The sequence below is a fragment of the Telluribacter humicola genome, assembly GCF_017355935.1.
In the GTDB taxonomy this organism is placed as follows: Bacteria; Bacteroidota; Bacteroidia; order Cytophagales; family Spirosomataceae; genus Telluribacter; species Telluribacter humicola.
Window position 1 is genome coordinate 342261 of sequence record NZ_JAFIQT010000001.1, and the last position, 13908, is coordinate 356168.

The 13908-nt window shown below is 46.4% G+C and carries 17 protein-coding genes; 13 read left to right on the forward strand and 4 right to left on the reverse strand.

The genetic code is table 11. The annotated features are described in order from the left end of the window. Positions 1 to 11: 11 nt before the first annotated feature. Complete coding sequence (locus JUB14_RS01605) at positions 12 to 377, reverse strand: hypothetical protein (RefSeq protein ID WP_207503902.1); 366 nt, start codon at positions 375 to 377, stop codon at positions 12 to 14. A gap of 139 nt (positions 378 to 516) precedes the next feature. Between JUB14_RS01605 and JUB14_RS01610 the strand changes: the two genes are divergently transcribed. The 9 genes from JUB14_RS01610 to JUB14_RS01650 all read left to right on the forward strand — a co-directional run bounded on the left by JUB14_RS01610 (position 517) and on the right by JUB14_RS01650 (position 7430). Continuing rightward, positions 517 to 885: a helix-turn-helix domain-containing protein gene (locus JUB14_RS01610; protein WP_207503904.1), complete on the forward strand. Its 369-nt coding sequence runs from the start codon at positions 517 to 519 to the stop codon at positions 883 to 885. A gap of 19 nt (positions 886 to 904) precedes the next feature. Continuing rightward, positions 905 to 1375 carry a hypothetical protein gene (locus JUB14_RS01615; RefSeq protein ID WP_207503906.1) on the forward strand — a complete coding sequence of 157 codons (471 nt, stop codon included), beginning with the start codon at positions 905 to 907 and terminating at the stop codon, positions 1373 to 1375. 351 nt (positions 1376 to 1726) lie between these two features. Beyond that, positions 1727 to 2203 carry a response regulator gene (locus JUB14_RS01620; RefSeq protein WP_207503908.1) on the forward strand — a complete coding sequence of 159 codons (477 nt, stop codon included), beginning with the start codon at positions 1727 to 1729 and terminating at the stop codon, positions 2201 to 2203. A gap of 66 nt (positions 2204 to 2269) precedes the next feature. Continuing rightward, positions 2270 to 2797 carry a peroxiredoxin family protein gene (locus JUB14_RS01625; protein WP_207503910.1) on the forward strand — a complete coding sequence of 176 codons (528 nt, stop codon included), beginning with the start codon at positions 2270 to 2272 and terminating at the stop codon, positions 2795 to 2797. Positions 2798 to 3414: 617 nt separating this feature from the next. Continuing rightward, a complete protein-coding gene (locus JUB14_RS01630; RefSeq protein ID WP_207503912.1) occupies positions 3415 to 3693 on the forward strand; it encodes a hypothetical protein in 279 nt (92 codons plus the stop codon). 313 nt (positions 3694 to 4006) lie between these two features. Then, entirely contained in the window at positions 4007 to 4261 is a 255-nt protein-coding gene (locus JUB14_RS01635) for a hypothetical protein (protein ID WP_207503915.1), read from the forward strand. 157 nt (positions 4262 to 4418) lie between these two features. Further along, the gene (locus JUB14_RS01640; RefSeq protein ID WP_207503916.1) at positions 4419 to 4697 is read left to right on the forward strand and encodes a hypothetical protein; all 279 of its coding nucleotides are present in this window, start codon (positions 4419 to 4421) and stop codon (positions 4695 to 4697) included. Between the two features lie 464 nt (positions 4698 to 5161). After that, on the forward strand, positions 5162 to 5767 hold the full coding sequence (locus JUB14_RS01645; RefSeq protein WP_207503918.1) for a TetR/AcrR family transcriptional regulator: 606 nt from the start codon (positions 5162 to 5164) through the stop codon (positions 5765 to 5767). A 139-nt stretch (positions 5768 to 5906) separates the two neighbouring features. Then, complete coding sequence (locus JUB14_RS01650) at positions 5907 to 7430, forward strand: oligosaccharide flippase family protein (protein ID WP_207503920.1); 1524 nt, start codon at positions 5907 to 5909, stop codon at positions 7428 to 7430. On the opposite strand, the gene JUB14_RS01655 is transcribed toward JUB14_RS01650, so the two are convergent. Then, positions 7427 to 8185 carry an ABC transporter ATP-binding protein gene (locus JUB14_RS01655; protein ID WP_207503922.1) on the reverse strand — a complete coding sequence of 253 codons (759 nt, stop codon included), beginning with the start codon at positions 8183 to 8185 and terminating at the stop codon, positions 7427 to 7429. The two genes, JUB14_RS01650 and JUB14_RS01655, sit on opposite strands and share 4 nt — an antisense overlap. A gap of 36 nt (positions 8186 to 8221) precedes the next feature. Continuing rightward, positions 8222 to 8950, reverse strand: a complete 729-nt coding sequence (locus JUB14_RS01660; RefSeq protein ID WP_207503924.1) for an MlaE family ABC transporter permease — start codon at positions 8948 to 8950, stop codon at positions 8222 to 8224. A 204-nt stretch (positions 8951 to 9154) separates the two neighbouring features. Here JUB14_RS01660 and JUB14_RS01665 point away from each other — a divergent pair, with 204 nt between their 5' ends. Together JUB14_RS01665 and JUB14_RS01670 are read left to right on the forward strand one after the other, a co-directional pair. After that, positions 9155 to 9862, forward strand: coding sequence for an SDR family oxidoreductase (locus JUB14_RS01665; protein ID WP_207503926.1), 708 nt, complete (start codon positions 9155 to 9157; stop codon positions 9860 to 9862). 77 nt (positions 9863 to 9939) lie between these two features. Next, entirely contained in the window at positions 9940 to 10848 is a 909-nt protein-coding gene (locus tag JUB14_RS01670; RefSeq protein WP_207503928.1) for an ROK family protein, read from the forward strand. A 111-nt stretch (positions 10849 to 10959) separates the two neighbouring features. On the opposite strand, the gene murB is transcribed toward JUB14_RS01670, so the two are convergent. Next, positions 10960 to 11976, reverse strand: a complete 1017-nt coding sequence (gene murB / locus JUB14_RS01675; protein WP_207503930.1) for a UDP-N-acetylmuramate dehydrogenase — start codon at positions 11974 to 11976, stop codon at positions 10960 to 10962. A 117-nt stretch (positions 11977 to 12093) separates the two neighbouring features. Here murB and JUB14_RS01680 point away from each other — a divergent pair, with 117 nt between their 5' ends. Beyond that, positions 12094 to 12672, forward strand: a complete 579-nt coding sequence (locus tag JUB14_RS01680; RefSeq protein ID WP_207503932.1) for an SPOR domain-containing protein — start codon at positions 12094 to 12096, stop codon at positions 12670 to 12672. A 98-nt stretch (positions 12673 to 12770) separates the two neighbouring features. After that, positions 12771 to 13883 carry a GDP-mannose 4,6-dehydratase gene (gene gmd / locus JUB14_RS01685; protein WP_207503933.1) on the forward strand — a complete coding sequence of 371 codons (1113 nt, stop codon included), beginning with the start codon at positions 12771 to 12773 and terminating at the stop codon, positions 13881 to 13883. Positions 13884 to 13908: the final 25 nt, after the last annotated feature.

A 13908-nucleotide genomic window follows, 5' to 3' on the forward strand; every position in this document is an offset into this window, starting at 1 on the left:
TCAAGTGTTTTTTATGAAATTGATTTACGATGAGATTTGCCTTTCAATTTTTGGATCCGCTCTTCCTTCTTCTGCTTAATAGCTTGTTGCCGACTAGATGCATCTTTTAGTATACTCTTAGCCGATGGTACCTTAGGCGATGCAGGTTTGACTTTTAGCTTTTTCTTTACCTCCCGGAGTTTTAGCACTACGAATGCCGTACGTTCCAGAGAAGCTTGCTTGTCAGCCACTGCATTCATTTTATTAATGCCCTCGGTATTATTAAAATCCTCCGGAAAGGTTTCTGCCAGCAACTGGCGCCAGAACTTGCCTAAGCGCTTTCGTTCCTTGTTGAATTCATCCTGCCAGTATTCCTTTCGTAATTCTTTTAATTCCATCTGTCTAATAAGTTGCTTCGAGAAGGGGCAAATCCGTAAATTGTAAGGCTTAAATATTACGGAATAAAAATAATTACTATTGTTATCACTAGCAACACAATAGTGATTAAAGTGATAATATTTAGAATCAATCTAAACTATGATAGACGTGGAAAGACTAAAAGCCATCATGAACGCCCACAAAATGTCGCAGCATGAATTTGCCAGAAGAGTAAATCTTTCCCAGCCCAAAATCTTTAAAGTTCTTAAAGGAGAACAAACCCTGACGAGTGAAGCCGTCGGCGTGTTGATCAATGATTTTGGGATAAGTCCAGGCTGGCTTTTCGGAAGAGAAGGGGATGCCAGTAAGCCCGAATACACGAAGGACATGGTACCCCGCGTGGAATTGCAGCAGAAAGAGCAGAAAATCTATGATCTCGAAAAAGAGCTGATGGATGTATACCGCCAGCTCGCCGAAGAGCGCCGCACGAAATATGGCCAATCCGGATCAATCAGTACCGAGGAATAATCACTAGAATATCCACAGCATGAGGAAAACTATACTCTTCCTACTACTTGGACTCATTACCCACCTGGCATCAGCCCAGTGCAAAGACTACACCGATCAGCTAACCGGAGAGGTCTCCAGGGGCGGCATGATCTGGATCACCCCCCAGGTAGAAGCCATCAATCTGACCTACGTAGGCGACTCGCTTCAGCTAGTCTACATCAATCCCAACATCAGAGACTTCACGATGAGTGTACGACGAGGGCAACGGGCAATACTCAAAACCAGCCGCGGACTTGATACACTATATATTAATAAGGATTACGACAATAGCCCCACCACGGGCCTGGTCGCCACCTATACCATGGACAAAGACCTGAGCCGCTACCAGAACCTATCAATGATCCGGGTCAATGTCGGCAGCACCCACTACGACGTCACCCTCAAACCGCGCCATACCTCCCAGTGGAACCAGCTACTCGGTTGTATACTAACCAAGCCCACCCGTTGAAACCCTTCACAATTACTTCCCAACTGCACCCCAACATATTGAGATACAGTGCCAGGTCATTTTCTTGTCGGCCAACAGAACAAAAATAAAAACCCGCTCTCAGCAATGTGAGCGGGTTTTTGCTTTTCAGACCTCCTTCTCTCCTCGCAGACAGGCTATTGATTTAGTGAATTTTGTTTCCTAATATTACTAAAGGTTTTGCTGTGGTTCTACCTGGGTTCAGCAGGTACTCTATGGGCAGTTAGATAGTACCGCTAAATGATAGCTCATGGAAGCAGATAACTTGATATATGTATTCAGCTATTTATACTTCCGCTAATACATCTGTGATTTTGGTCCCTCCGTTCGTTTATGGCTAGCAGTCAGGAGTACGCGAGTTATTTTCCGATTAATTTTCATCAGGCCAGGCTTCTGCTGATTGCTGCGGACGATAGTCAGAATAGAGCTGATATCAACGCGGCCCTGCAACAGTGCTTACCTGAGGTCAAACTAGTGGTCGTAGAGGATCTTGGGCAGGCCTACCTACTCCTGGCCGATTGGCAGAACAACCAGCAACCATTACCTAAGTTAATCTTATTGGACCTGTTTCAGAACCAGAATCCCTCTCGTAAGCAGTGGATAAAGGAGTTGAAGGAAGGTACAGCTCCCTACCGGAATATACCGGTGATCGTGATCAGCGATTCGGCCGACCAGGCGGATGTGCGGGAGGCTTACGAAATGGGCTGCTCTGCGTATATGCTCAAATCATGTGATGGACCATCCTGGTTTCAGATTTTAGAGTCTATTCGTCGCTATTGGTGGGATGTTGTCATTCTGCCCTTGTCGTAAGCTGGCTTCCTGACTATAACTTATTATATTTAATGTAGTTATAGATTTACTTCAACTACAGGAGCCATGGTCAAATCCCTACTTTTAGCTTTGATATGGATCAAGGCCATATCAATTAGTTCGGCGCAGGATCAGTCTCCGCGCCGCATACCCGCTAATCCTTTTACCGTGGGGACTGAGGCTCCCAGTCTTGTCTTCAACACGATTGATGGTCGTACAATAAGCCTTGATCACATGAAAGGTGAGGTAATAGTGCTCAACTTCTGGAATATTGGGAGCAAAGGGCGTGAAATGGAGCGTGAGAATATGAATAAGATGAGTGAAAAGCTCAAAGGGCAGGGCGTCCGGTTTGTGGCCATCACTATGAACGGAGGCGAGCAACTTAAGTACTGGCTGAATAAATATCCGGTAAAGTACGAGGTACTTGAGAAGGTGGACTTTATGAACTATACCGGCCCCAACCTGTTCAGCTTTACCTGTATGCCTACAACCATTGTTATTGATCGCGACGGCCGGATACGGTACAACCGCTGCGGTGCCATTGCTTCCAAAGAGGAGACTACTGAGTTTGTCGAACTACTTTCTGTCAAGTAGTCATTCCCTTGCCCCTAAAACAACTTCCGGTATTGGGGCCGCTTACAAGTAGAGGTTATCAATAGCTCGTTTAGTAAAATCTTATACATCTTATTTGGGCAGCACACTACCTGCTGTTGAGCAGGTACCAGGTATTTCTATGTTTTTTTATAGAATATTAAATTATAATTTAGTAAGTTGCGAGCAAAAATCACCTACACTATAATATCATAGTAAACCCACTCTTCTGTTGGTTCCAGGAAGTAATCTTTACGTAATTCATCAAGAATAGCAGGGGTTGTTTCATACAAAACAGTAAAGCAGGTTAATACTAATACCCAGATAGACAAAAAAGGGTACTTCCCGTTTGGCCTATCTGTCTACACCCAAGCAGCGCCACTGGTTAAACAACTGGCAAGGACATAGTGAAAGCAATCTGAAGACGGTAATGCCCTCATTGTGGAAGGCCACGATGTGCTCCCCAGATGAGGATATGGGAGTAGAATGTACCAGCTAGTGGTACATTCGCCATGGCTTTGGTGGTTTCTCACAAAAGAGAGCAGCCAAGGAAAAATTTGCATTATACAGTTCATCAACCTGACCAATTGAACTATTATAGTTCACATTAAAGATTATTAATGCCAAATAAGTATAGGTTTGAGGCCGCTTCGGATACCCGGGCGGCCTTTGTTATTTGTGAGTATAACCCACGGCTGACAGCCCTTGTCAAGGAGTTCCGTACGCACGCAGAGATGGATGCGTACGAATCGGATCACCTGACAGTGCAGGTTCGTAGGCAACTCCCAATACTGTTAGAAGTAGTTCATTCTGAAAGTGAAGACCAGGGACTTGTAAAGAAAAACCTGGTTCGCATGGCTGAGTGGTACTACTATACTCACCTTACCAAACAGCGGTAGGCAGGTAAGTACCATAGATCAGTATGCAGGCCAGACAACACTTACAGCACCGGTATAGGCTGACAGAGGTTCTGCCAAGGAATGCCAGCAACGGTTTTCAGGAGGATATTTTTGAAAGCAACAGGAGAGAGAGAAACAAGAGGAGAAAGATATGTTGTAATTAAAAATAGTTACGTTATTACTGAAAATAAGCTACTACAAGTGACGCTCCTGTAGCTGGTAGTAGTACTTTTACTAAATATATAGCCTTACCACAAGGTAGGTACTTACTAAGCTTAATTACTACTACTCACACACGCTTACGGTAAATTACATGTATACGATTACTTTCCAGGAGCAAAAGCAGTTTGAAGAGCTTCTCTTACATATACTTTCTGCATACAACTGTACCTTTAAGGTAGAACTGGACCCTAATAATAACTGGCTGGCATGTATCATAGAGAGTGAAGTAGGGACAGTAACCGATCTGCACCTGACCGCTCCCGCCCTTAGAGAAATACTGACTACCTACGAAGGCCGAAACGATTTTGAGAAAGCGCTGGAAGAGCACCTGAGACGTGACTGCTGAGGGGCTCTAAGGTACTTATTATGGCTTGAAGGATGCTATCTGGAAAGTTAAGCAGGCTCTGGTTACTTCTGGCTTTGTAGTATAGTACACCCACCGGATTTTGCTTTTATTATTGCTATATTATTCTCATCTTGTGTCGAGATTAGTAGACCCTACCATGAGAATACCTCGTTTCCTCATTACTCAGAACCGCTCGGCCCGGAATACAGTACCGTACGTTATCCATTCCCGGAACCCGGCTTGTACAGCCCGCGTCGTTTTATTGAATGAAGAGCCGACGTCCCGATCTAGAAAGCTTCGTATCCAGATCGGAGAGCTTCCTGCCTTTGTGGAGTTAGTAGAAGTGTACCAGGATGCCCCTCAGGAGGAGGTACGGGAGATACTAAAACAAATGGCTAAGTGGCTATACCACCCTTACCTTAAATCCAGGAAGTAGTTAGTGTGCCTGCCAATAGGCCTGATTCGTCGCGCAGGCTATGAGGTAAGTGCTGAATATATACTAGTAGGGTTGGGACGCAGTAAGACCTATGTCTGAGGCACGTTCCTTTATTGATTCCTCTTTCTGACAAAGAGGATTTATCTCATCTGCACCATTCAAAAATCAGGTAAGGCTGCTCACAGGGAGCATTATAAATTTTATTCATCTGAATAAAATTTATGAATCCTGCTGCCATAGCAGCAGTTTGGTGTCATTTTTGTACCTTATTTCTCTGAAATATTGACATAGTAAGATTTACCTGTAACATTACGTAAATTTGACATTACAAAAATCGTTATTACAAATAAGTAGCCATTACTCACCCGACTCTGTCTAATTATCGTATATAATAACCATATCCCCCTACTATCTATGAGTAACTCTTCTATCCTAAATAATACACGCATAATAACCCACTACAAATGGCTACACAAGTAAAAGTTAAAAAGCGCGACCGCGAACGTACCAAAAACAAAATCCTGAAGGCTGTCGGAGAAGTAGTAGAGCAATATGGCACTGAAAAAGTAGGTGTTAACCTGATTGCCCGTACGGCAGGTGTGAATAAAGTCCTTATCTACCGGTATTTTGGAGGTGTGGATGGACTGATGGAACAGTACGTAAAAGCCGGACAGTATGCCTCTACGATGGGCACCGAGTTTATTGAAAACTTCCCTACTCCTGCTCCCGAAGATCGTGGTAAAGCCTGGGCTAAGGCATTTATAACTATGCTGCGTGATCTACGTGCCCGTAAAGCCACCCGTGATCTGCTCAGATGGGAAATCGGAGCGGGCAAATCATCTCTGACAGATGCACGCGACGAAGCAACGGCGAAATGGCTGGAGAAGATCGGGCCTATACCTGGTGTAGAAGATACCAATGCTGTACTGGCTCTGTTGATAGGAGCAGTATATTATTCAACGTTGGCTGCTGACTACCGCGACAAACTAGCAGAAATAGACATACAGTCAGAAGAAGGGTGGGAGCGTATTGAGAAAGCACTGGAATCTATTCTTGTAGGAAACCGCTAATAGGTATATTACTAATAAGTACTTCAATAGCTCCTCCTCCTCCATTTTGGGGGAGGATTTTTTGTATATAGGCGAATAGGAGATTTAGAAACTGGTGAGTGTATATTTGCAGCCTCCAATAGAGAGGTAATAAGGTGATATGAGTGTTCTGAAAAAATTAGCGAGCGAAACAGCAACATACGGTGTCAGTACGATGCTGGGCAGGCTACTAAACTACCTGCTGGTAATTCTGCATACACAATTGTTCAGGCCTGAGCAATTGAGTGTGCAGGTACAACTCTATGCCTATGCGGGTCTGTCGCTGGTTATATACACCTTTGGTATGGAGACGGCTTATTTTCGCTTTGCCAGTAAGGAGGCCGACCGTCAGAGGTACTACAATGTTATCTTGAGTGCGGTTATTCTGGTCAGTGTGTTCTTCTCCGGGCTTATGTTTGTGTTTGCTGAGCAGGTAGCTGAGTTTATACAATACCCGGAAGATGTAATTCTGGTACGGTGGATGTCCATTATTATGGCTACGGATGGTATCGTATCCATTCCTTTTGCAAGGTTACGCCTGGAAAAGAAAGGCAGGAAGTTTGTTGTGGCCCGTGTAGCTAACATATTGATCAATATCGGCCTCAATATTTTCTTCTTGGTTATATGCCGGGACATCTATCAGGAGAAGTACCTGACTTCCCTAAAGCCAGCCATCGACCTTTTTTATGACCCTGCTATAGCCCCCGGCTACATTATACTGGCCAATCTGATTGCTAACCTGGCGTTCTTCTGGCTGCTGCGCAGGGAGTTTCTGGACTTCCGCTTTGTATTTAGTTTTGAAATATTCAAGCCAGTATGGGTGTATGCATTTCCGATTCTGATCATGAACCTGGCGGCCGTAACCAACTACCTTTTTGACCGGATGGCCCTGCAGTACCTGCTACCGGAAGGCTTTTACGCCGGTCGGACTACCAAAGAAGCCATTGGTATATATGGGCAGTGTTTTAAGCTGTCTATCTTCATGAATCTGGCGATTCAGGCTTTCAAATATGCCGCTGAGCCCTTCTTCTTCTCCAAAGCCGAAGACAAAAATGCTCCTCCGGTATTTGCGGAGGTGATGAAGTGGTTTATCATTATCTGCGTAGTGATGTGGGTAGGTATATGCCTGAATTTGGACCTGCTGGCGGAGCTGTTCCTCCGTAAAGAGATCTACCACGAAGGGCTTAACGTAGTGCCCTGGCTCCTGCTGGGCTTTCTGTTCCTGGGTATATACTATAACCTGGCTGCCTGGTTCAAACTAACCGATAAGACCCAGTACGGTACTTATATCACTATTACGGGTGCAGCAAGTACAGCCGCCCTCAACTTCTTTCTGGTGCCTGAGTTAGGCTATTTGGGTTGTGCGATTGCCTTTGCCGGATCGGGCTTTCTGATGATGAGCCTTTGCTACTACTTCGGGCAGAAGTTCTATCCCGTTCCCTATCAGGTAGGCTCGGCTATTGGGTACATTGTCGCGGCTGGTGCACTGATCTATGGGAGCTCTTTATTCACCATCAGCAACCTGTGGATAGCCGTACCCTACCACATGCTACTGTTCGCCGTATTTATGGTAGGGGCTATACTGGTCGAAAAAGACTCTCTTCCTTTACGCTTTCGTCGTATGCTGGGGAGCAGAGCCGACTAAGACAGCCCTTTGGGAGCCTGGTCGCGGAGGAGCTTATTAGCGAAGATAAACTCATTGAGTTCGGGTACGTTGGTATGGGTCAGGGTAGTATTATCGCCTTCCCACAGTTTGAGTCCCTTGTACAGGAATATGACGTTCTTACCAATCTCCATCACGGAATTCATATCATGGGTGATAACCAGCGTAGTGATCTGAAATTCTTCCGTGATTTCCTGAATCAGCTCATCTATCTTCACCGCCGTCAGCGGGTCGAGGCCTGAGTTAGGCTCATCACAAAAGAGGTACTTGGGGTTCATGACTATGGCACGGGCTATACCTACCCGTTTTTTCATACCTCCACTAATCTCAGATGGCATACGGTCACCGGCTTTCTCCAGGCCTACACGCTGCAGACAAAACTGTACCCGCTCCTGCTTTTCGGCTTCGCTTTGATTCGTAAGCATATCCAGCGGAAAGCGTACGTTTTGCTCTACCGTCTTAGAGTCAAATAGGGCACCTCCCTGAAAAAGGACCCCCATCTCACGTCGGATAGCCTGTTTCTCCTCGTCGTCGCAGCGGTAAAAGTCGCGCCCGTCGTACAGGATCTGCCCCCGATCAGGCTTGATCAGGCCAATGATGCACTTCAGCAGCACGCTTTTTCCAGTACCACTTCCCCCGATAATCAGGTTAGTTTCTCCTTTTTTGAGTGTAGCACTTACCCCTTTCAGTACTTCATTACCATTGAAGGCCTTGGCTACATCTTTTAATTCTATCATAATATGGCTATGTCAGTAGTAGTTGGCTCCTGCCTTTTATAGAAAGAGCTGGGCCAGCAAATAGTCAGCTACCAGTATGGCTATACAGCTATTGGTTACAGCCTGGGTACTGGATTGTCCCACTTCCAGGGCTCCTCCTTTGGTATAGTACCCCTGGTAAGAGGAAATAGTTGAGATCAGGAAGCCAAATACAAAAGGCTTCACACACATAAAAAAGATGTTGTAGGGTACGAACGCATCACGAATACCCAACACATAGTCTTTAGGGGTGATTACTCCCGTAAGCGTACCTGCCAGGTAGCCCCCTAGTATGCCCAGAAATGCGGCAAGAATAACCAGCATCGGGAACGTAACCATGGCGGCTACTACTTTGGGAAGTACCAGGTAGGAGGCAGAGTTGATTCCCATTACTTCCAGGGCATCGACCTGCTCGGTAATACGCATGGTACCCAGTTCACCGGCGATATTGGACCCTACCTTACCAGCCAGCACGATACATGTAATAGTTGGTGCCAGCTCCAGAATCTCCATATCCCGCACAATCAGGGCCACTGTAGACACCGGGATGAAGGGACTTACCAGGTTATAGGCCGTCTGGATACAGGAAACCGCACCGATGAAGGTCGAAACAATAGATACTATAAAGACAGAGTTGACACCTATATTGACTGCCTCTTCCATGAAGCGCCGCCAGTAAACAGATAGCTTTTCACGTCGTGTGAACAGATACCCTAAAAAAACAAAGTATTTGCCTATGGTTACCATTGGACCCGTAGATCGGTTTTAAATAAGTATATAATAGATAGATGAGGTGCTTGTCAAAAATGGGAGTTAGTAGTACCGCGTCAGGCTGATTTTGCTATATAAAAATCGAAGATTCTCGGGGATTCTGTATTTATAACCACGCTACTTCAAACTATATCCCATATTTTCGGGAAAATTAGAAAAAAAATAGATCTAAACAGTAAAATGAAACCATTAGCAGTAGTGACGGGCGGCACGAAGGGAATAGGTCGGGCACTGGTAGAACGATTTGTGAGAGGTGGCTTTGATGTAGTTACCTGTGCCAGACATGAGCAGGATCTGGCGGCGTTGCAGAAAGACATAGCCCATTCTGGCAGTGGTCAGGTACTATGTCAGCAGGCCGACCTGTCCCTCCGGAGCGACCTTGATAATTTTATTACTTTTGTGAACTCGCTGGATCGGCCGGTAAATGTGCTGGTCAACAATACGGGTGTATTTATGCCGGGACAGATTCACAACGAGGAAGAGGGAGTGCTGGAGAAAACCATTGAAACCAATGTATACAGTGCTTACCACCTCACCCGGGGCCTGATCCGGAACATGATGGAGCAGAAGAAGGGCCATATATTCACTATGTGCTCAACAGCCAGTATTACTGCTTACCCTAACGGCGGCTCGTACTGCATCTCCAAATTTGCCCTGTATGGAATGACTAAGGTGTTGCGCGAGGAAATGAAGCCGTTTGGTGTGAAAGTAACAGCCATACTGCCTGGTGCTACCCTGACCAACAGCTGGGAAGGTACTGATCTTCCGGAAGAGCGATTTATGAAGGCAGAAGATGTGGCAGAGACCATCTGGGGCGCTTATCACCTGTCGGCTGGCGCGGTGATTGAGGATATTTTAATGCGCCCTCAGCTAGGCGACATTGGCTGAAATAGTGGTGAATGTAGTAGAAATAACTAACTTTCGGACTGAAAATATAAAACTTCCCTACCATACTCTTTTTCTAAATGGAACAATATCTCGGCATAGATGTAGGCGGTACCAACGTTAAAATGGGAATCGTGGACGCCACTGATGGACGAATTTCAAACTTTTACAGCCACGACACCGCCAGCTGGCGTAAGTCAGGCCACTTTATAGAGCGCCTTGGTGATGCTATCTCGCTTCAGCTCAATGAGTACCCTACTGTAAGACGTGTAGGAATTGGCGTTCCCGGCTTGATTACCCGCGATCGTACCACTCTGCTCGAAATTACTGCCATCCCCGAAATAGACGGAATCACAATAGTACCCGATCTGAAGAAGCGCTTCCCTAACCACGAGTTTTATCTGGAGAATGATGCAAATGCGGCCGCGTTGGGTGAGTACTACTTTGGAGAGGACAAGCTACCTGAAGACTATATATTCGTAACCCTGGGTACGGGTATCGGTGGGGCTGCGATCATTGATAAAAAAGTATTTAAAGGTGGAGGAGGTAATGCGATGGAGCCCGGCCACATCCCTTCCAAGCACGGACGGGTACTGGAGCGTAATATTGGTAAGAAAGAGCTGCTGGATATGGCCAATGAAATGCGTAGCAAGTACAGCGGTCAGACTCAACTACCTGCTGATGGTACTATCTCTACCACAGGTCTGGTAGCGGCAGCGGGCGAAGGCGACGAGCTGGCTAAGCAGATATTTGATGAAATGGGCTATATGCTGGGTGAAGGCTTGGTAGCCATGATTCGTATCCTGGATATCACTACCATTCTGATTGGAGGTGGACTGTCGGCTTCTTTTGACTACATCATGCCTTCTGTCAACGAGCGACTGAAGTTCTGGCTCACCCCTTACTATGAGAAGACACTGGTTGTGAAGAAAGCAACTCTGGCCAACGACGCCGGCCTCCTGGGAGCGGCATCTCTTTGCTTCGACTAAGAAAAAATATATCAGCTATACAAAGGCGGCGACAGGTACTTCTCGTATTCCTGTCGCCGCTTTATTTTTAGTACTTATATGCAAGAAGGCTACTACCTAATCCCTATGTAGCTAAATAAAATTCACCTCCGGTGTAAGCCTGATGCCAAACTTAGCTTCTACCGACGCTTGTACCCGCTCAGCCAGTGCTTTGATCTGTTCGCCGGTACCACCGCCGTAGTTGACCAGTACCAATGCCTGTCGGGTATGCACACCTACCTGGCCCTCCCGGAAACCCTTCCAGCCAGCCTGCTCGATCAGCCATCCAGCCGGTACCTTGATCATATCCGGAGCCGTGACGTATCCCGGAAGCTCCGGGTACTCCTGCTTGAGTTGGTCGTACTGCGCTTTGGGTATCTCAGGATTTTTAAAGAAGCTGCCCGCGTTTCCGATTTGGTTAGGGTCAGGGAGCTTACTCTGGCGAATCTTAATTACAGCCTCGCTGATAGCCCGGGTACTTAACTCCTGGACATTCATTTCAGCCAGGGTCTTTTGAATATCTCCGTACGATACCTGAAAAGCAGGTACCTTATTGACCCGGAAGGTCACGGCAGTAATGATATATTGCCCGCGCAGATCACGCTTAAATACACTTTCGCGGTAGCCAAAGTTGCACTCATCGGCTTTGAAGCGGCGAATCTCCGCCGTTTTAATATGTACAGCCTTTAGTTCTTCAAACACTTCTTTGATTTCTACGCCATAGGCGCCGATATTCTGCATGGGAGCTGCTCCAACAGTACCGGGGATTAGCGATAGATTCTCCAGACCTGAGTAGCCGGCTTCTACCGTGTGCAGGACCAGCTCGTGCCATACTTCTCCTGCCCCTACCCGCAGGTACACATGGTCATCGTCCTCTCCGACTACTTCTATACCCTTAATAGCAATCCTGATCACCAGCGCATCTACGTCCTGCGTCAACAACACATTACTACCGCCGCCCAGGATCCACTTGGGCTCCTGCTGCCAGCGAGAGTCCAGCAGGAGCTGACGAAGTTCATCGGCTGAGGTTACTTCTACAAAATACCTGGCTTTGGCTTCGAGTCCGAATGTATTGTAAGGACGTAAGGAAACGTTTTCTAATAACTGCATACACTATGAATACTTTATCGGGGCAAAGGTAAGAATAGGAGCACAACAATATGCCAGCTGGGAATGTTAATCCATTTTTGGTTATGTTTGTACATTAATCTTGAATATGACTGAGGTATGATACGAATTAGATTAATGGTCCTGCTTTTCCTGGGAGTCGGAGTAGTAGGAATGTCTGGTTGTGGCCGCCGGAGTGTAGCCGGAGGATCAGGTAGTGATTATAAGGAAGATCTGTCAAGCGTACGTCCCAAGTACTCGTACGTTGAACCTGCCATTGATAAGAATAAAACTACTCCTGAGCGTAAGGAGCCCGTTCGGAAGCCCTCGGCCAAAGATGATAAACCACTCTATATTAATAAGCGGCTGGAGGCAGTGCTAGATACGATGTATAGCCAGAACAAGGCTATTAAGTACATCAACGGGTATCGTATCCAGCTGTATGTAGGAAATACCCGCGGGGAAGCGGAGGCTGCCAAATCGTACATATACCAGATGTTCCCGGACCTGATTCCCTACGTGTCATACTCGCAGCCTACCTACCGCGTTAAAGCCGGTGATTTTATGTACCGGGCCGATGCTGAGCAGTACCTGGATCAGATACGTCAGCAGTATCCTTCGTCGATTATATTGTCTGATCGGGTAGAGATCAAAAAGGGGCTGCAGATCGGAGCTACCGCTGAGGCTACTAAAGAATAGTAGGTTAGCTGCCACTCACTAAGTTGTGGCTATAATTGCTGGCCGAACGATTAAGTTTGTAATGTTATAAGGGATCACCCACCACTTCTTATTTTACAATGAAGAAAGCGCTTATTACAGGTATTACAGGGCAGGATGGAGCCTACCTGGCTGAGTTACTATTGAGTAAAGGCTATGAGGTACATGGTATCAAACGTCGTACCTCCCTCTTCAATACTCAGCGTATTGATCATATTTACGAAGATCCACACGAAACAGACGTACGCTTTCATCTCCACTATGGTGATTTGAGTGACTCGACCAACATCATTCGTATTATTCAGGAGGTGCAGCCCGATGAGATTTATAACCTCGGTGCTATGTCACACGTACGGGTGAGCTTTGAAGAACCCGAATACACAGCCAACGTAGACGGTATCGGTACGCTTCGTATACTGGAAGCTGTGCGCCTGCTGGGACTTACCGAGAAAACTAAGATTTATCAGGCCTCTACCTCTGAGCTATACGGTCTGGTACAGGAAGTACCTCAGTCAGAGCGGACGCCTTTCTATCCCCGCTCACCCTATGCGGTAGCGAAGCTGTACGGTTACTGGATTACCGTTAACTACCGTGAGGCATATAATATGTTTGCGGTAAATGGTATTCTGTTCAATCACGAATCACCGCTACGTGGCGAAACCTTTGTGACCCGTAAGATTACCCGCGCCGTAGCCCGTATCGCACTTGGCCTGCAGGATAAGACGTATCTGGGAAATCTGGATGCCCGTCGCGACTGGGGACACGCCAAAGACTTTGTAGAAGCTATGTGGCTAATCTTACAGCAGGACGAGCCGGAGGACTATGTTATTGCTACCGGACAAACCACCAGTATCCGTGATTTTGTAAAGATGGCTTTTGCTGAGGTAGGTATTGAGGTAGCGTTTGAAGGAGAAGGTGTCAAAGAAAGAGCAGTTGTTACTAAATGTAACAATCCTCTCTACCAGTTGCCGGTTGGAAAAGAAGTAGTATGTATTGATGAGCGTTACTTCCGTCCTACGGAGGTTGAACTGCTGATTGGCGATCCTACCAAGGCTATGACCAAACTAGGCTGGAAACCTAAGTATGACTTACCAGCTCTGGTTAAAGATATGGTAAGTGCTGACCTTGAGCTGTTCAAGAAAGATCAACTGCTGGAGAGCAGTGGCCACCGTGTCATGAACTACTTTGAATAATATTTCTTTCGAAGTTACTACATAC